At 47.3% G+C, this 19,088-nt stretch carries 18 protein-coding genes; 2 read left to right on the forward strand and 16 right to left on the reverse strand.

The annotated features are described in order from the left end of the window. Window positions 1-227: 227 nt before the first annotated feature. The 12 genes from EKN56_RS17630 to trmJ all read right to left on the reverse strand — a co-directional run bounded on the left by EKN56_RS17630 (window position 228) and on the right by trmJ (window position 14,371). Window positions 228-5,177: an alpha-2-macroglobulin family protein gene (locus EKN56_RS17630; RefSeq protein WP_130593007.1), complete on the reverse strand. Its 4,950-nt coding sequence runs from the start codon at window positions 5,175-5,177 to the stop codon at window positions 228-230. A gap of 99 nt (window positions 5,178-5,276) precedes the next feature. After that, window positions 5,277-6,122, reverse strand: coding sequence for a hypothetical protein (locus EKN56_RS17635; protein ID WP_130593008.1), 846 nt, complete (start codon window positions 6,120-6,122; stop codon window positions 5,277-5,279). 285 nt (window positions 6,123-6,407) lie between these two features. After that, the gene (gene pepB / locus EKN56_RS17640; RefSeq protein ID WP_168189682.1) at window positions 6,408-7,703 is read right to left on the reverse strand and encodes an aminopeptidase PepB; all 1,296 of its coding nucleotides are present in this window, start codon (window positions 7,701-7,703) and stop codon (window positions 6,408-6,410) included. A gap of 78 nt (window positions 7,704-7,781) precedes the next feature. Further along, window positions 7,782-7,982: a Fe-S cluster assembly protein IscX gene (gene iscX, locus EKN56_RS17645; RefSeq protein WP_108901592.1), complete on the reverse strand. Its 201-nt coding sequence runs from the start codon at window positions 7,980-7,982 to the stop codon at window positions 7,782-7,784. A 20-nt stretch (window positions 7,983-8,002) separates the two neighbouring features. After that, window positions 8,003-8,338: an ISC system 2Fe-2S type ferredoxin gene (fdx, locus tag EKN56_RS17650; RefSeq protein ID WP_130593009.1), complete on the reverse strand. Its 336-nt coding sequence runs from the start codon at window positions 8,336-8,338 to the stop codon at window positions 8,003-8,005. Window positions 8,339-8,340: 2 nt separating this feature from the next. Further along, entirely contained in the window at window positions 8,341-10,191 is a 1,851-nt protein-coding gene (hscA, locus tag EKN56_RS17655; protein WP_130593010.1) for a Fe-S protein assembly chaperone HscA, read from the reverse strand. A 12-nt stretch (window positions 10,192-10,203) separates the two neighbouring features. Next, window positions 10,204-10,734, reverse strand: a complete 531-nt coding sequence (gene hscB, locus EKN56_RS17660; RefSeq protein WP_130593011.1) for a co-chaperone HscB — start codon at window positions 10,732-10,734, stop codon at window positions 10,204-10,206. Window positions 10,735-10,864: 130 nt separating this feature from the next. After that, a complete protein-coding gene (iscA, locus tag EKN56_RS17665) occupies window positions 10,865-11,188 on the reverse strand; it encodes an iron-sulfur cluster assembly protein IscA (RefSeq protein ID WP_130593012.1) in 324 nt (107 codons plus the stop codon). Window positions 11,189-11,212: 24 nt separating this feature from the next. Continuing rightward, window positions 11,213-11,599 carry a Fe-S cluster assembly scaffold IscU gene (iscU, locus tag EKN56_RS17670; RefSeq protein WP_130593013.1) on the reverse strand — a complete coding sequence of 129 codons (387 nt, stop codon included), beginning with the start codon at window positions 11,597-11,599 and terminating at the stop codon, window positions 11,213-11,215. 55 nt (window positions 11,600-11,654) lie between these two features. Next, a complete protein-coding gene (locus EKN56_RS17675) occupies window positions 11,655-12,869 on the reverse strand; it encodes an IscS subfamily cysteine desulfurase (protein ID WP_130593014.1) in 1,215 nt (404 codons plus the stop codon). Between the two features lie 47 nt (window positions 12,870-12,916). Next, window positions 12,917-13,420 (reverse strand): Fe-S cluster assembly transcriptional regulator IscR, encoded by a 504-nt coding sequence (iscR, locus tag EKN56_RS17680; protein WP_130593015.1) that lies wholly within the window; start codon window positions 13,418-13,420, stop codon window positions 12,917-12,919. Window positions 13,421-13,597: 177 nt separating this feature from the next. Further along, window positions 13,598-14,371, reverse strand: coding sequence for a tRNA (cytosine(32)/uridine(32)-2'-O)-methyltransferase TrmJ (gene trmJ / locus EKN56_RS17685; RefSeq protein ID WP_130593016.1), 774 nt, complete (start codon window positions 14,369-14,371; stop codon window positions 13,598-13,600). A 131-nt stretch (window positions 14,372-14,502) separates the two neighbouring features. Here trmJ and suhB point away from each other — a divergent pair, with 131 nt between their 5' ends. Next, on the forward strand, window positions 14,503-15,306 hold the full coding sequence (gene suhB, locus EKN56_RS17690; protein ID WP_130593017.1) for an inositol-1-monophosphatase: 804 nt from the start codon (window positions 14,503-14,505) through the stop codon (window positions 15,304-15,306). A gap of 60 nt (window positions 15,307-15,366) precedes the next feature. Beyond that, window positions 15,367-16,113 carry a hypothetical protein gene (locus tag EKN56_RS17695; RefSeq protein ID WP_130593018.1) on the forward strand — a complete coding sequence of 249 codons (747 nt, stop codon included), beginning with the start codon at window positions 15,367-15,369 and terminating at the stop codon, window positions 16,111-16,113. A 54-nt stretch (window positions 16,114-16,167) separates the two neighbouring features. On the opposite strand, the gene EKN56_RS17700 is transcribed toward EKN56_RS17695, so the two are convergent. From EKN56_RS17700 to EKN56_RS17715, 4 genes are read right to left on the reverse strand one after another with little or no spacing between them, the layout of a single operon-like run. Next, entirely contained in the window at window positions 16,168-16,908 is a 741-nt protein-coding gene (locus EKN56_RS17700) for a glycerophosphoryl diester phosphodiesterase (RefSeq protein WP_130593019.1), read from the reverse strand. A 30-nt stretch (window positions 16,909-16,938) separates the two neighbouring features. Continuing rightward, entirely contained in the window at window positions 16,939-17,946 is a 1,008-nt protein-coding gene (locus EKN56_RS17705; RefSeq protein WP_130593020.1) for a nickel/cobalt transporter, read from the reverse strand. Then, window positions 17,937-18,575, reverse strand: coding sequence for a DUF1007 family protein (locus EKN56_RS17710; protein WP_246019881.1), 639 nt, complete (start codon window positions 18,573-18,575; stop codon window positions 17,937-17,939). Before EKN56_RS17710 ends, EKN56_RS17705 begins: the two co-directional genes overlap by 10 nt. Window positions 18,576-18,593: 18 nt before the next feature. After that, window positions 18,594-18,968, reverse strand: coding sequence for a rhodanese-like domain-containing protein (locus EKN56_RS17715; protein WP_210405311.1), 375 nt, complete (start codon window positions 18,966-18,968; stop codon window positions 18,594-18,596). Window positions 18,969-19,088 lie beyond the last annotated feature (120 nt).

A 19,088-nucleotide genomic window follows, 5' to 3' on the forward strand; every position in this document is an offset into this window, starting at 1 on the left:
TTAGCAGAGTTAAACGGAGGGAGACCTTTCCGTTGGGGTCGACTTGGCGTAAGCCAACGAAGTGCCCCTAGGGAAGGTAGGCCCGACGCACACCAGTGCAAAGTACAGATGGTCTTCCGGCCGCACACATAAAATAATATAGGCACTATGTCCTTACGGCCGGAATATTCTCTAACGCCAATTTAAATAAGCATAAGGGGGCGATGCTCCTCGCCCCACTTACACCACTATTTAATCTCCAACCTCGCCGGCGTCGACCCAATCGCATGCCACTCTGGCTTATACATGGATTCTACCTGTGGAGCAGGAACACTATAGGTACCCGGTGTTACCGCACGAACCAGATACAACAGCGTTACCGGATTGCTCTTCGAGCCATCCACCTTAACGGCTGCAACATAACGGTCATCACGGTATTCCTGATACTTGATTTCAGCGCTTTGCATCTTGGTTTGCAACGCCATCAATTCTCCGGCGCTTTCACTCAGGCTGGCGCTGCTGCTACCCAGATTTTGGTTTTCCAGTTCAAAACCTGCAGGTAACAGATCGACTACCAGCGCATCGTTCACCTGATTGTCAGCCCACAGATTCAAATGCACCACTAACAGCTGACCGCTGCTCACATGATCCAGTGAAGCGCTAGAGCCATCCAGATTGAGGAAGTTACGTTCAATATGCAGGCGATTACTTACCGGAGCCGGCTGTTTCAACGGATAACCGGTAATATCAATACGTGGATATACCGTTACGCTACCGCTGTTAGTCAGATTGATACCTTTCACCAGCTGGGTGGCATCATACAGAGAAGAAATTGACTTGGTCTCTTCGTAGTCTTTACTTTCAACACCTGAGACTTCCACTTCCCATTCTGCTGATTCACGTTTAGGCAGATCACGCCCCGCCAGATAAACCGCGTTACGTTCTTGCGTTGACAGATAACGGTTGGAAACCAACGCATCTGACAGCGACATTAATGCACTATCCTGTTGTTGAGGTAACAGGTGATACTCATTCAACAGCGCCAGAATCAAGGCATTATCGCGCAGGTCACTACCGTAGTCGCCTAACCAGGTGTTACGGTTAGCGCCACCCATTGCGGTACCCTGCTGGATCAATTGAGTGGCTTTTGGCATATCGCCCATCAATTGCAGAGCAACACCTAACTGAACCAGTGGTAAACCAGACATTGCCTCGCTACGACGTTCATACAGCTGTCGTAATGCCCCTAATGGTGCCTGTTGCTGACGAGCCAGTACCAGTCCGGCATATGCCTGCACGCTAAACTTAGCGGCATTGGTCGCTGAAGCGTTCGAAATATATTGAGGTTCGATTTGATTGCGATCCTGCAGATAACGCAGCAAACGCTGGTTAGCTTTATTCAACGCATCTTCTCGTACTGAATAACCTTGCTCACGGGCACGAACCAGGAAGTCAGTAACGTATGCGGTTAACCAATATTCTTCACTGCCTTCACGTTCCCACAGAGAGAAGCTACCATTATCTTTCTGCATGCCTAACAGGCGCTCAATACCGACGTCAATATTGCGACGACGCACATCATCACTGTCACTCTTAATGCCTAATGCCGCCAGTTGAGCCTGATTGCTATACAGCGATGGATACAATCCACTGGTAGTTTGCTCCAGACAGCCATACGGATAGGCAAACAGTTCGCGAATATGCTGAGCCACATTTAGCGGCGGTACCGCGGTTAATGACATCTGGCCTTCCACAGTTGGCGTGGATAGCCCCAACAGTGCATCCTGTGGCAATGCCCAGCTTTCACCGGCACGCAGTGTCATCGCATAGCTGTTAGTCTTCGCCGGGGTTGCAGGACGAACGCCCAGCGTCCAGTGACGTTCAAACGCCGTTGAAGGCTCGCCCGGCAATACCAGACCATTTACCCGAACGGTAACATCACCCTGACCAAAGCCATTTAATGCTTCAACCGGAATGCTCAACGTCTTACGCTGACCTTTAGTCAGTTTAACCGTTTGCTGTGCAGCACCGGTTTGTTTCACCAGACCTTTGGTTTCAACGGTCACATTAAGAGACTGTTCACCATCGGTCAGATTACTGAGATCCAGTGCCAGAATGCTGCGGTCGCCACCGGCAATGAAACGAGGCATAGACAGTTCAGCAATTAGCGGTGCAGCAACGATCATTTTACGTTCTGCACTGCCAAATTCTTCATCACTCCAGGCCTGAGCCATTAGTCTGAGCTCGCCGTTAAAGTCAGGGATAGGCATCTGAATTTCACCTTCACCCTTATCGTTCAACACTACTGGCATAGCCTGTTGAGCGACGATTTTCACTACCGTAACTGGTTTTTTACCACCGCGAGCCAGAGCATCATCCTCACCGTCACCACCGAAGCTCAACTTAGCAGTTTTACCTTTCCCTTCAATTAACTGACCGTAAATATCCATCTGGTCAACGCTATAGCGTTTACGACCAAAGAAAGCTTCGTAAGGATCTGGTGTAACGTAATTGGTAATGTTCAATACTCCGCTGTCTACTGCGGACATCAGAACGTTGATTGATTTAGGTAACTCGCCATTTTTGACAGACGCTTTTACTTTTACCGTCAGCGTTTGGTTAGGGCGCATACGCTCTGGTGCATCCAGCGCCAGAGTAATCTTACGGTTTTCATCCACCAACGGCAGATGTAACAGCCCTACAGCACGCTTTGGCGTAGCCTGTATATTCTTATCACCAGGACGAACCACTAACGCGCTCAGGTAGAGATCGTGGCGATTCCACTCTTCATTAATTGGTACGTTAAAGTTAGCTCCGCCAACCGGCACTTCAATCTCTTGCCACCATAAAGGCCCGTCGCTGGATTCCAGCATCAGATAGCCTTTACCGGCAGTTGGTGCTTCAACGTGCAGATTAACCTTCTCACCCGGACGGTAAGCAGGCTTATCCAGTTTCAATTTGACCTGATCCGGACGTAACGCACCGGTACCATCGGTATTATCCTGCCAGCTATAGCCTGCCCAGAAACGCAGGCTGGTCACCATTCCACTATGAGGATCTTCAACTTCCAGTCGGTAAGAACCCCACTCCACCGGGTAGCTCACTTTAGCTACCTGATCGGCACCGATGGATACCGTTTCCTGATTAATAATTAAATCTTTTTGATCGTAACGGGAGCTCCAACCATCGCTGGAGGACCATTCCCAGTAATAATCCCGACGCTCACGAACCAAACGCACATTCAGACCATCTGCCGACAGTTTGTTACCTTTCGCATTGGCATAAACAATATCGAAACCCGCTAAGCTGTCAGAGTCCACCATAAACTGAGGTTTATAGTTATTGGTTTTGTAATCGTAAACTTCTTTTTTGTTAAACAGCGGGCGGATACCCGGCATGTTAGTGGCTGGCCAGATAGCCTGCTCGGCGCGACGAGTCACAGGGCGACCACTGGATTCCATCAGGCTGGCCTGAATAATCACCTTCATCGGCGACTTACTTTCAGCCCAGTCGCTTGGTACTGTTACGCTGGTTAGCCCTTCAGAATCTAACTTCAGGTCAAATTCATTGAGTGAACGACTCAGATTGGTGTCCAGAACCGAACCAAACTCATAGCCTGGTAATTTCGCTACCGCATCACGGGCCGGACGCAGGAACATTTTCCCCTGCAGGCGGTTGCCTGCAGCTGGTGCACCGTATAAATAGCGGCCAGTAACATCAAAAGTAATTTCCTGAGAAGGAGCAACCGGGACATCTTCAACCGATTTCAGCTCCAGCGCCATGCGCTCAGGCAGGAAGTCTTCTACTTTAAACTTATAGAAACGGGGCTGTTTGTCCCCTAAGTTGATGCGTAATGACCATTCGCCCGTTGCAGCATTATTAGGAATGTCATACATAAACTGATAGAAGCCGTTCTTTTTCGGCTGCCAGACAAAGCTGCGTGTAACCTGATTATCTGGCTTAAGCACATCCACTTTTACCGGTTGGTCAGGCAGCTCTGCACCATCAGAATCGCGCAGTAAACCGTTAACAATCAGCGTTTCGCCCGGGCGATATAAATCTCGTGGACCAAAGGCGAAAAATTGGGTTGCGAAGCCTTCTGGTCCGGCAATATCAAATTCCGACAGATCCAGAGCCGCTTTACTCAGATCGATTAAGCTGGTTTGCCCATCTTTAGTGGCCAGCATAATTTTTGCTTTATCATCTTTAATCAGTTGAGCGTGACCATCAGACGAGGTTTTCGCCTGTGCCAGTGAGTTGCCTTTTTCGTCAAACAGCTCAACTTTAACCCCGGATACGCCTTCACCGCCCTCCAGCGCCTGGGTAAACACATCCAGACGATCGTGATAACGGTGTAAAGAGATACCAATATCGCTCAGGGTGAAAATAGTCACCGGATTACTGTATTGATAAGCACCCGCTTCCTGCATCATTGCCAGATAGACACCCGGCTGTTGCAGTTCTTTAATGCTGTTTAGCGGCAGCAACACTTGCTCACGCGTATTGCGCTGCGGGCTTAAATCAAAACGACCGGTATAAGCCAGATCGACTTTTTTCAGAAATTCCTGAGATTCCCAGTAACTTTTTGCTCCGGTTCCTTCCCAGTCAGCCAGGAAGCCTGAAAGCATTTCCGGCTTAATGCGGAAAAAGTTAACGTCAACTTTATTCACGTTCAGGGCAATGACCGGAAGCCCGGTGATCACTTTGCTTGGTAACAGGGAACCGCGACTGGCAAAGCCAATGGAAGGCTCAATATCACGGGTGGTTAACTTTTGCTGGAACTCTTTGTCCAGCTTCATTCCGTTAACGCCACTCAGATTTTTATTAACGGTCAGAATCAACTTACGGGAAGGTTCCAAATGACGAAGGCGTAACTCCATCATATTGTCCGACACTTCCCATGCGCCATCGACTTTACCGCTAGCCTCATCCACCAGATTCAGTAAAGAAGCAAAATTCTGATTCGCCGCAAGCGGGATTGAAAAAGTCACCACCATCGCACTGGCACCGTCCAGCTGGACTTCAGAGGCATCAAGGATAGTAAACGACTTACCGGCATAGCGAGACGCTTGCTGCTCTGCAGCTGGCGTAGCTTGTGGAGTTTCCGGTGCTGCATGAAGCGGTAAAGAAGCGAAGCCAAGACATGAGGCAAGAAGTAGCCCCTTCAGCCTCCAAAAATCAGAATTTCCCTGACGCATAAGCGATTCTCTCTGAGATAATGTAGATAAGTAAGTTAGCCGTAAATAAATATGATTCTGAAGAAATATTATACTAGTAAAGCATAACCCTAAAACTCATTAATCACTAAATCTCATCGCTAATGGTAATGGCGGATTAAATCGTCGCTTTAATCTGGCAAACCACGTTTGAGAATCAGTATGACTATAAAATGGCGGCTGGTTAACCATGCCTGTCACGATATTGTGAGTCGAAGTATCACTGGCAGATAAATGCGTAAGCTCAATGCCAACAGGTAACAATTGAGTAGCCAATACCTGAATATCATGCAAATGTTCATCGCTGGCTTTGCCATTACCACTGTCTAATAGCATCAAGAGCGACCAACGTTGGCCAAAACCTAATGAGGCAAAACCCAATCGGCAATATTGGATGTCACGGTGTTCTGCACAATATTGGTATAACGCTTTAGAAAATATGGTCGGCATATCATTAATATGAATACCCTGACTGGAATCCGCTGGTAATGGCTCATTACCCTGCTCTTCCAGTTGAAGACTCATTGTTAAAAAATCAAGAAGCTTATAATCAATCTGCTCAAAATTATCCGCATCACTAATCAAAATAACATCAATGCGCTGCTGCTGTGAAAATCCCATCAGCGTCACACCACGTACTTCGATATAGCTCCCAGTTTCAGGATCGTGAATCTCGGGTAACGATTCAGGTGGAACGCCGGGTTCACTCCCCAGATAAGCAAACAGGAAGGGTAATTCCGCATCATCCACATAATTAAGCCCAACATTCAGCAGGCCTTGATCTTTCTGAGCTGGGCTACTCTCATTCAATATCCATATCCGTTGATCATGAAATTCACGAGCAAACTGCAGGTATTTTTGTTCAGAATTGCTATTGTCAGCAGAATTTCTCAGTTGACGTAACGAATGAAGAATAGGGTAGTCCATAACCGAAACCTCCTTGTTAAGCCTTACAAACTCAAGATTGGTGAAGCATTATATAGGATGATAGAGAGTTTCATTGATTAAAAATACACTTAAATAATATTTACATCACACATTAATAATCCACAGTGACTTTCATAACATTAAAAGATAGTTATAGAAAAATACTGATGGCAAATAGATAACCGCGATGTAAAAAAATAGGCTGTCTCTGATAGAAGAGTCAGCCCATTATTCAATCAGTCATCAATAACGCGGGTACCCAACCCGCGTTATCAACCTATTTCATTATGACTTTTGGCTTAATAGCAAGTTGGCAATTGTCCGAACACCTAGCCCCGTTGCTCCTGCCGACCATTGATCCACTGCACCTTTACGATAAGTTGCCGAACAGTCGATATGAATCCAACCCTGCTGATAATTTTTCACAAAGTGGGACAGGAAAGCGGCTGCGGTGCTGGCACCAGCGGTATAGGCCGCACCTGCCATATTGTTTAATTCCGCAAAGTTTGACGGTAATTGGCTACGGTGGAACTCGGCCAGCGGTAAACGCCAGAACGGTTCATTTTCGCTATTAGCACTGTTCAACATCTCGTTTGCCAGCGCATCATCGAAACTAAACAATGCATGATAGTCATTTCCTAACGCCATTTTTGCTGCACCGGTCAGGGTGGCGCAATCAATAATCATCTGCGGATTTTGTGCTTCCGCATCAATCAGGCCATCCGCTAACACCAGACGTCCTTCTGCATCGGTATTCATCACTTCAACGGTTTTACCATTGCGATAACGGATAATATCTCCCAGTTTGAAAGCATTGCCGCTCACCAGATTATCGGCACAGCACAGGAACAGTTTTACACGCTGTTTCAAACCACGGCTAATCGCTAATGCCAGCGCACCGGCGATAGTTGCCGCGCCGCCCATATCGGACTTCATAGAGTCCATAAAGGCGCTTTGCTTCATGCTGTAACCACCGGAGTCAAAGGTGATACCTTTACCTACCAGACTGGCAAATACCGGCGCATCCGGATTACCGGTTGGGTTGTAGTCCAGAGCCAGCAGAGCAGGTTCACGCTCGGAGCCACGGCCTACAGTATAAAGCCCTATATAGTTCTGCTCGCGCAGTGATTCGCCTTTAACAATACGGTAACTCACCGCATCACAGGAAATATCGCAAAACAGATCAACCGTACGTTTAACCAATTCTTCAGGCCCCAGCTCTTCGGCTGGCATATTGATGGTGTCACGAACCCAGTCAATAATCTGTAAACGGCGGTCCAGCTCTTGCTGTTCTTGTTGTTCCAGCGCCGCCCACTCAACTTTTCTTTCGCCTTTTGGACCACGGAAACCCTGCCAGAAACTCCAGCTACGTTCTAAATCCCAGCCTTCTCCCGCCAGTTTGATTTTTTTGATGCCCTGGCCGTCGATTTTACGAGCCGCACGCTGAATAGCGCCCAGTTTGCCATTTCCATGGAGGTGAATAGTCATTCCTTCACTGTTGGTGCTCAATAGTGCTTTGTCACCCCAGACCGCATCAGCAGGTTCATGGGAAAGATAAACAGGCATAAATTGATTTGTCATTGTTATGGCTCCCGCTATTTTTATATTTACTTAAACCAATAAAATAAGGGCCCCCAAAGGCGGCCCCGTTAATGATTGCTATTCTGCTTCGTCCAGCCAGACTAACAGAATCGCCTCAAGGATCTTTTCGTTTGAGGCGTTGGGATCATCTTCAAAATCTTCTAACTCGCACACCCAACGATGTAAATCCGTGAAGCGTACCGTTTTCGGGTCGGTATCCGGAAACTGATCGTACAGCGCTTCACCAATTTCCCGACTGTCTTTCCAGGTTAAACTCATCTTTTATATCCCGTTGTTAATTAATGCTCGCGGGCATGGTTAACCGTATAGCGAGGAAGCTCAACCACCAGATCTTCATCGGTCACTTTTGCCTGACAGCTTAAACGGCTCTCCGGCTCCAGTCCCCAGGCTTTATCCAGCATATCGTCTTCCAATTCGCTGCTTTCTGCCAGAGAATCAAATCCTTCACGCACAATACAGTGACAGGTGGTACAGGCACAGGACATTTCACAGGCATGTTCCACTTCAATACCGTTACGTAATGCGGCATCTAATATGGTTTCACCCTCTTTTGCTTCAACAACCGCACCTTCCGGACATAAGTCCTGATGGGGCAGGAATACTATTTTAGGCATGCTTAAACCTCATCTACGGAATGACCCGCCAAAGCGCGGCGTATTGATGAATCCATACGGCGGGCGGCAAAATCTTGAGTTACAGAATCCAGTGTCTTGATGGATGCTTCTATTATCGCAGTCTCATTGCCCTGCATAGCAGTTTGTAGCTGGCTGATAGCGCTATCTATTGCAGCGCGTTCAGTTTCAGTGAGCAGATCGCTGTCGCTATTCAAAGCGGCATTCAGGCTTTCCAGCACCCGGGCGGCCTCTACCTTTTGTTCTGCCAGCATACGTGCACTAACGTCTTGTTGTGCGTTGGTCATCGAGTCTTTAATCATGGTGGCGATTTCATCATCGCTCAGGCCATAAGAGGGTTTCACTTGAATCGATGCCTGCACGTTGGTGGATTTTTCCATCGCCGTAACGCTCAGTAAACCATCCGCATCCACCTGATAGGTTACGCGAATATGCGCGCCACCGGCAGGCATTGGCGGTAGGCCACGTAACGTAAAGCGAGCCAGAGAACGACAGTCATCAACCAATTCACGCTCGCCCTGCAGTACGTGAACCATCATCGCAGTCTGACCATCTTTAAAGGTGGTGAACTCTTGCGCTCTGGCTACCGGAATGGTGGTATTGCGTGGAATAATCTTTTCTACCAATCCGCCCATGGTTTCAATACCCAGAGAAAGCGGAATCACATCTAACAATAAAATATCGGAATCTGGCTTATTGCCAACCAGCACATCAGCCTGAATAGCAGCACCAATCGCTACAACCCGGTCAGGGTCAATACTGGTTAACGGGGTTCGACCAAAAAACTCACCCACTAAAGTACGTACCAATGGTACACGGGTGGAACCGCCAACCATGACGACTTCCAGTACTTCATCTGCGCTGACGCCGGCATCTTTCAGTGCACGACGGCAGGCTAATAATGTCTTTTTCACCAGCGAAGCAATCAGATCGTCAAACTGTTCACGGGTAACCGTACCCTGCCAGCTACCGACTTTAACTTCCGCACTATGACTATCGCTAAGGGCTATTTTGGCCGCTATCGCAGCATCCAGTAGCTGACGCTGAAGCTGATGGTCGCTGTGGGCACCAAATCCAGCTTGTTCACGCAACCAGTCTGCCAGCAGATGGTCAAAGTCATCACCACCCAGCGCAGAATCACCGCCGGTTGCCAGCACTTCAAACACCCCACGACTCAGGCGAAGAATAGAAATATCAAAGGTACCACCACCCAGATCGTAAACGGCGATAATGCCTTCCTGTCCTGAATCCAGACCATAAGCAATGGCTGCCGCAGTTGGTTCATTTAACAGACGCAGCACATGCAATCCTGCCAGGCGAGCGGCATCTTTGGTACCCTGACGCTGAGCGTCATCAAAATAGGCAGGAACGGTAATCACCACACCGTCAAGATCGCCGCCTAATGTCTCCTGAGCGCGTTTCGCCAGCGTAGTCAGAATCTCCGCAGAAACCTGAACCGGATTAACCATTCCACCGGCGGTAACAATAACCGGTAAGCCATTCTCACTGGCTTGCAGTTGGTAAGGCAGGTTTGGGTAGCGTTGAACGATATCGTTCAGTGAACGCCCCATCATTCGTTTCACCGAACTCAGGGTATTGGAAGGATCGGCAGCAGCCTGAGCACGTGCGCTCCAGCCAACATCCGTTCCTTCATGTTGATAATGCACTACGGAAGGCAGTAAATGGCGACCTTGATCGTCGGGTAACGTTTCGGCTTGCCCACTGCGGACAGTGGCAACCAGAGAGTTAGTGGTACCTAAGTCGATACCCGCTGCGAGCCGACGCTGGTGAGGTGCTGCCGTCATCCCCGGTTCGCTAATTTGTAATAAAGCCATGTTCAGTTTCCGTCAGGCGTCGAATAACTTCTCTTCCAGTTGTTCGACCTGCTGTTGAAGCTTATCCAGAAAACTCAGTTTACGCACGGTATCTGCCGCACTCTTCCAGTTCTGGCTATCCAATTCTTGTTTTAGTTGTTCACTGCGCTGCCGGGTCATTTTTTCTACTCGTTGGCTAAAGGCAGACAGTGCTGATTCGATCTCTTTCTGACTGGTATTACGGTGTTCAATACCGTCCAGCTCTTCACGCAGCTCCAGTTGTTCCATCAGGAACGCGGTATCATGCATGGTTTGCTGTTCATTTCTTACATCTATCCCGTTAAGAGACAGCAGGTATTCTGCACGACGCAGCGGATCTTTCAACGTTTGATAAGCATCATTTATCGTTGCCGCTTGCTGAACTGACTGGAGACGTTCACTCTCAGAGGCCGTCGCATAACGATCGGGATGGTATTGGCGTTGTAATTCCTGATAGCGGGATGAGAGCGATGAAGTATCCACTACGTAGTGGACCGGCAGGTTAAATAGTGTGAAATAGTCCATGACGTGCTCTGATGATATCTAATGATATAGGTTAAGCGAAAACTCCCTTACCGGCGATCAGCAAGGGAGCACTTTTCAAAGTCGACATTTTCGAATGCTGTATTTAATCTACAAACGTTACGATAGCAGACTAGACGTTAAAACTTTCGCCACAACCACATTCACTTGAAATGTTCGGGTTATTAAACTTAAACCCTTCATTCAGGCCTTCTTTAACAAAATCCAGCTCGGTGCCGTCCAGATAGACCAGACTTTTTGCATCTACAATTACCTTCACGCCCTTGTCTTCAAATACCGTATCTTCATCGTGTAATTCGTCAACAAATTCGAGAACATACGCCATTCCAGAACAGCCCGACGTTCTTACCCCCAGACGCAGGCCGACGCCTTTGCCACGATTAGATAAAAATGTCTGAACACGTTGTGCAGCGCTGTCGCTCATGGTAATCGCCATAACCAAACCTCAATCGTTTATTGCTTATTTACTACTATGTTTGTTTTTATAATCCGCAATGGCTGCTTTGATAGCATCTTCTGCCAAAATCGAGCAGTGGATTTTTACCGGCGGTAACGCCAGTTCTTCAGCAATTTCAGTATTTTTAATTGCTTCAGCCTGATCTAAAGATTTACCTTTAACCCACTCGGTAATCAGAGAGCTGGAAGCAATCGCTGAACCACAGCCATAAGTTTTAAAACGGGCGTCTTCAATAATACCCTGATCGTTAACTTTAATCTGCAATTTCATTACGTCGCCACAGGCTGGCGCACCCACCATACCGCTACCAACGGTAGGGTCTTCATTATCAAATGAACCAACGTTACGAGGATTCTCGTAGTGTTCAATAACTTTTTCGCTGTAAGCCATGTTTATTACTCCTGCTGCTTATCGCGCCCGTTACTGCAGCGCGATATCAAATCAATTAATGATGAGACCACTCAATGGTACTGATATCCACGCCTTGTTTGAACATATCCCACAGTGGAGACAGGTCACGCAGGCGGCCAATCGACTTCTTGACTAAATCAATGGTGTAATCGATCTCTTCTTCAGTAGTAAAACGTCCCAGAGAGAAGCGAATTGAGCTATGCGCCAATTCATCACTCATACCTAAAGCACGCAACACATATGACGGCTCCAGGCTTGCAGAAGTACAGGCTGAACCGGAAGAAACGGCTAAATCTTTCAGGGCCATCATCAGAGATTCACCCTCAACGTAGTTAAAACTCACGTTAAGAATATTGGCTACGCCCTGTTCCAGACAGCCGTTCAGGTGAACTTCTTCGATATCTTTCAGACCATTCCACAGGCGATCGCGCAGTGCACGAAGGCGAGGAATTTCGGTATTCATCTCTTCTTTAGCAATGCGGTAAGCTTCACCCATGCCAACGATTTGGTGCACCGGTAAAGTACCAGAACGCATACCGCGCTCATGACCACCACCGTGCATTTGAGCTTCAATTCTTACCCGAGGTTTACGACGAACATATAAAGCACCGATACCTTTTGGCCCATAAAGTTTATGGCCAGTGAAAGACATCAGGTCAACTTTAAGCTGGGACAGGTCAATCGGCAGTTTACCCACGCTCTGGGTGGCATCCACATGGAAAATAATCCCGCGGCTACGGCACATTTCACCAATGGTGGCGATATCCTGAACCACGCCAATTTCGTTGTTTACGTGCATGATAGAAACCACACAGGTGTCATCACGCATGGCTGCTTCCAGCTCGCTTAAATCAATAATGCCGTTAGCCTGTGGCGCTAAATAAGTCACTTCGTAACCTTCGCGCTCCAGTTGGCGGCAGGTATCCAGTACGGCTTTATGCTCCGTCTTACTGGTAATGATGTGCTTACCTTTCTTTTGGTAAAAGTTAGCTGCACCTTTAATCGCCAGGTTGTCGGCTTCTGTAGCACCAGAGGTAAAAACAATCTCGCGAGGATCGGCACCCACCAGTTCTGCAATCTGGTTACGGGCAATATCGACCGCCTCTTCTGCCTGCCAGCCAAAACGGTGAGAACGCGAGGCCGGGTTACCGAAAATGCCATCGAGGGTCAAATACTGCATCATCTTCTCGGCAACGCGCGGATCGACCGGTGTGGTTGCTGAGTAGTCCAGATAGATAGGTAATTTCATTCTTTGCTCCGTACACGACTTCTAAATAATGCAATCATCACTGCCAATTAAGCGCGCAGATTGATCTTTTTTGCCTCATCAAATGCACGATGAGTGCTGGTAACCGTACCTTGAGTTTCGTTATTTTGACGGTCGGCTACATCCAGAATTTCTTGATTCTTTACCAATTCAGACAGCGTAATCTCATTAAGAAAGCTGCTGATGCGTTCACTGAGATCGTGCCACAGTGTATGGGTCAGGCAACGTGTACCACTCTGGCATCCACCGCTTCCCATACAACGGGTCGCATCGACAGATTCATCAACGGCACTGATAACTGAACCAACGGCGATATCACCGGCATCTTTGCCCAGTAAATAGCCGCCACCAGGACCACGAACGCTGGTCACTAAACCATTCTTGCGCAAACGGGAGAACAATTGCTCAAGATAAGACAAAGAAATCCCCTGACGTTCGGAAATATCAGCTAAAGGGACCGGTCCTTCTTGTGAGTGCAAAGCCACGTCCAACATGGCTGTTACTGCATAGCGACCTTTTGATGTCAGTCTCATTGTTAATGCCCATCTGTTTGTGAAGATGCAGATAGTTTGGCATTCCCAACTATTTCAGTCAACTATTTAGTTGAGTAATTTAGTCAAGTATTATTGAGCCAGAAAAATGTCACCAAATCGAGATATGTCCGCTATTGTCGCCCGTATTGTAACAATTGAAAAGGTGTTAATTCAGGATTATTTCTGCCTATTTCTTGTATCGGGGTTTTCTATAGCGCTTAAAATCCCGCGCAGAATGTTTAATTCCTGACTCTCAGGGCGAGCGCGATTAATTAAGCGACGCAGTTTATTCATGACCTGCCCTGGGTGAGCGGCACGAATAAAACCGATATTCAACAGCGTCGATTCCAGATGCTGATAGAAACGCTCCAGATCTTCCGCCAGTGGATAAACCTCATCTTCCACTACCACCGGTTGTGGTTTGCCGCTTTCTTGCTGATCCAACCAGGCAACGCGAATTTCATAAGCCAGAATCTGTACTGCCATTGCCAGATTTAATGAGCTGTAATCCGGATTAGCAGGAATTGCTACATGGTAGTGGCATTTTTGCAGTTCATCATTGGTGAGTCCAACACGCTCACGACCAAACACTAACGCTACCGGTGCCTGAGCAGACTCCTGACACATTTTTATTCCACATTCCCGTGGTTCCAGCATTGGCCACTGTAGGGTTCGGGAACGAGCGCTGGTTCCAACCACCAGACGGCATCCTTCTAATGCCTGATCCAGCGTATCCACAATAGTGGCATTGCCGATAATATCGCTGGCGCCGGCAGCTAAAGCGATGGCCTGTGAGTCAGGTTTAACCAGTGGATTAACCAGATATAAGTTGGTCAAACCCATGGTTTTCATGGCTCTGGCGGTAGAACCCATGTTGCCGGTATGGGAGGTTTCGACCAGCACAATACGAATATTATCCAGTCCAATTTTCTCGGAGATAAGCTCTGACATAAAAAACAAAATTCTGTGGGCTAAAAGTTATGAGAATGAATAGTAACACAGCCTGTATATTTTGCCGATCCTCTGGTATACTTCGCCCGCTTTATATTTCTCTGTTCTTTAACATTTAGTGGAAGATACCCATGCATCCTATGCTGAACATCGCCGTACGTGCTGCACGTAAGGCTGGTAACCTGATCGCCAAGTTTTATGAAACACCTGACGCCGTTGAAGCAAGCCAAAAAGGTAACAATGATTTTGTAACCAACGTTGACCGCGAAGCAGAACATCTGATTATCGATGTTATTCGTAAAGCTTATCCTCAACATACCATTATCAGTGAAGAACGCGGTGAACTGGCCGGAGAAGACCAGGATGTACAATGGGTTATTGATCCACTGGATGGCACCACCAACTTTATCAAACGACTCCCTCACTTCAGCGTCTCTATTGCTGTGCGCGTTAAAGGCCGCACCGAAGTCGCTGTCGTTTACGATCCTATGCGTAATGAACTGTTTACCGCCGCTCGCGGTCAGGGTGCACAGCTAAACGGTTACCGTTTACGCGGTTCAAACGCAAAAGATCTTTCTGGTACCATTCTGGCTACCGGTTTTCCATTTAAAGCAAAACAGCACTCTGCTACCTATATCAATATGGTTGGCAAACTGTTCACTCAGTGCGCAGATTTCCGCCGTACCGGTTCAGCCGCATTAGACCTGGCTTATGTTGCCTCTTCCCGCGTTGATGGTTTCTTTGAAATTGGTCTGAAGCCGTGGGATTTTGCTGCCGGTGAACTGCTGGTTCGCGAATCAGGCGGTATCGTGACTGACTTCGTTGGCGGACATAACTCTTATGTTTCAGGCAACGTTGTGGCGGGTAACCCACGTGTGGTTAAAGCACTGCTGTCAACCGTGCGTGATGAATTAAGCGATGCATTAAAGCGTTAATCATCGGATACCGGGCAGTCCGTACAAGATTGCCCGGCCATTATTGGTTCGTTGTTGATTATGGATATTATTCAGCTCCCTCGCCCTACCCTATTCTTAGCGTTTTTTGTTCGGGAGTTCTCTTTCTATGGCAAAGGAATCACCAGAACCACTTTGCCGGAAGACGCATTCTTTTATACCGGCCCTTCCAAAGCAACGGAATATCGATTCTTTGAGTTAGTTGATAGCCGACCTATGCAGGGAGTTCGTCAATATACAAGCCCAAACTATCTGCCATTCATCAATGATGTACCCATGTTGTCTGTCGCCGCGAAACAACATTCGTTGGTGGAATCGCTGTTTACCCCCAATACTAATGCCGTTTTAAGCCTGTCCGGCGAGTATTTTTTTGAAAACCAGTGGGTACGTAGCGAAAACCGGATTAAGTCGAATAAATATGTCGGGGAACCGACTGAACTGATGTACCACAATATTCGTTCTCTTGCCCCATACCAGTTCCCTATTTCCAGCGTGACTAATGATGGAACAATCTGGACTCAGTTTCCCCGTTCTGATGTTGAATTAAGCATTCTTCCCGGGCAAACCGCCTGTTTTCTCTGCCGCAGAGAGCAATATGAATTTAATGGTATGGAGATGTCACAACCTAATCTAAATCTGGTTATGTGGGTGAAAAACTATGGTTTGCACCATCAGATTAGCTATGTCAGCGAACAGGTCGCAGAGCAATACGACAATAACGCCCTGTGCACCGGCAGCTTCGCGCTAAAAGATTTCCGCAAAAGCCGCCTTAAATACCAGTTGGGATAACAAATAGATCCCAAACGTTTATTTAACTTCAGCTGTCAAAAATAATGCGACACCTTAATCTTCCCGGTATTTTGACGAGAAATTCTGAGGAAAATCGGTGAAGATGCCATCCACACCCCAGTTAAACAGCTGATTGGCACGATCTTTGGCGTTAACCGTCCAGACATTGACCTGATAGCCCTTACTTTTAAATAGCTGTACCTGCTGTTGAGTCAGCCCTTCATTTTGAGGATGAATATATTCAGCGCCAGTCCACTCCATAATCACATGCCAGTCATCGTTTAACGTATGGTTTTCAAACAGGCAGGCCACCGGCGCCTGAGGGCGTAATCGTTTAAACTCTGCCAGCAGCATAGGATTAAAACTGGAGATAATATATTCCCGCCCATCATTCAGTTGATTTAACGCCCGATCTAACCCAGCCAGTAAACGACGGCAGGCTTCGGCACTGACATCGCCGGATTTAATCTCAATATTGGCGTTTAGCTGATACTGATTCATCTGTGCTATCAGTTGGTCCAGAGTCGGAATACGTTCACCGCAATATTCATCACTAAACCAGCTTCCGGCATCAATCTGATCCAGATCTTGTCGATTTAATTCAAACAGAGGACCTGAGCGATTGGTACAGCGATCGAGCGTTGAGTCATGAGACAGTACAATGGTGTCATCCTGAAGGATATCGATATCACACTCAAACCAACGTACCTGATAATCAGTACATAACTTAATGGCCGATAGGGTATTTTCTGGTGCCAGTGACGACACGCCGCGATGAGCAAAAATAGTTCTCATGACTTCTCCCGTGAATAAGCTCGAATATCATTAACCAAAATAGCGTAATCCGCCGGAAGCGGCTGGTGACACACCATGATACAGAACCAGACCAAACAATATCAGCAATACACCGCCAAATAGTGAAAAGGAAATCAATGCGACCTTACCCCATTCTGAACGCTGGCGGGTTGCCGTCATCTTTTCTGCTAACCGACGTGCGTAATGAACCAACAGCGCTAACAGTGAAATAGTGGTGGCCGTTCCTAACGCCATCACCATCGCTGCGGCTATTCCCCACGAATAGGCATCAATTACTTTAGAAAACAGTAAGACCAGTATGGCGCCGGAGCAGGGCCGAATACCGATAGAAAGAATAATCGCCAGATTGGTTTTCCAGCCGCCAGAAACGTCCAACTCATCAGCCGTCGGTAAATGACGATGACCACATCCACAGTTAGCACTGTGTACATGCCCGGGCTCCAGCGGCGTCAGAGAGTTTATCTTAATGGTTTGTGGCACCTGCTTTTGCTTCATCATACGACGTAATTGTCGGAGAGCACGATAACAGAGCATTCCTCCCACCAGCGCAATCAACAAATAGCTGCCCTTCTCCATCCAGAAATTACTTTGGTGGATGGTTCGGGTTGAGAGTTGAAGAACGGAAAGCACTATGGTAACCAGCAAAATAGCCACCACGCCCTGCACCAGCGAAGCGGCTAAGGTTAGCAGCAGGCTGGCGCGTAGTTTTAAAGGATGGGTCGCCAGATAAGCAGTGATAATTACCTTACCATGTCCCGGCCCGGCGGAATGGAGCACACCATAAATAAAGCTGAATAACATCAGCATTCCACCGGTTTCCAGCGGATATTGCTTAACTTGCTGTAATAGCGAAACCAGCTGTTGATGTAGCTGTTTTTGCCAAAGGGAACTTTGTAATAGAAAGTCCGGCCATTTTAACCATACCAGCACCGCCAGCATGACAAGGGCGGCCAGACAAAGATACAGTGGCCAAAAACGACCAGAAGAATAGTTGGGTTTATTATCAATCAATGGCATTTCAACGTCACGGTTTGGGCAAACTTGCTGCCCAACATCATATCTTCTCCCGGAGAATCATTTTTATCTAATGAGCGGGCATAAGCCATCAGAGACGCATCCGGTTTTGGCGTCGTTAACTTTACGCTACATATTGCAGCAATATCATCGGTTAGATGAATCGACTTTTCTGAAGGATAACGCATATCCACATAATAACTCTGTTCATACGTCGACAGCGTGATGGTGTTATTTTTCAACGGAATTGGATTAACTAGCGGCAAAACAAAGGTAAATACCGCTTTATTGCCATGACGAGATAACGAATAATTATCCGCTTTCTCGGCAAGTTGAACCGGCTTATCGTTGAGTTTCATATAGCTAAAGTAGAGCTGATTGCGGGTATTTTCCATTAACTCATCCGCCATGCTCTGCCAGACCAATGGTGAATCTTTTGCCATCGCGGCATCCAACAGTAAAGCGGCCGATGTCAGTTCATCCATCTCCCATACCATACGAACACCAACCAGCTGCTGTTTTTGAATAACCAGGCTGGAATCAATATCAATAAAACTATGGGGGTGAGCGCCTGCTAATGGACTCAGCAGGCACATCATGGCAAACACTATGGTTCGAGTTATCAGCATCATGGGAATTTGCTTAATGATTTACTCTTTGACCAACGGATAGCTAGCCTCATTCCAACCGCGATATCCGCCATCCATAGAGAGCACATTGGTATACCCCATCTTTTGGATGCTTTCTGCTGCCAATGCAGAACGATAACCGCCGCCACAGTACAGCACCATTGGTGTTGCTTTATCAGGAACAATGGTCTCAATATCACGTTCTAAAACACCACGTCCCAGATGTTTTGCGCCGGGGATATGGTCTTTCTGAAATTCACTCTCTTCACGAACGTCCAGAACCAGTGGAATGGTTCCCTTGTCCATCATCTCTTTTACTTGCTGAATACTGACTTCATGTACATTTTTACGTGCGGCTTCACACAGCTGCTCAAAACCTGGGTTATGCTTTTTCACACACTTCTCCTTGGTTATCATAAAGACACTCTAGATTATCAGTGTCCAGAGTGACGATTTCCAGTAAAAAAACAGGCGCTATATTATCGATATAGCGCCTGTTATTAGCAAAGCTGTTTC

Origin of the sequence: Limnobaculum zhutongyuii, assembly GCF_004295645.1 — a bacterium.
Classification (GTDB): domain Bacteria; phylum Pseudomonadota; class Gammaproteobacteria; order Enterobacterales; family Enterobacteriaceae; genus Limnobaculum; species Limnobaculum zhutongyuii.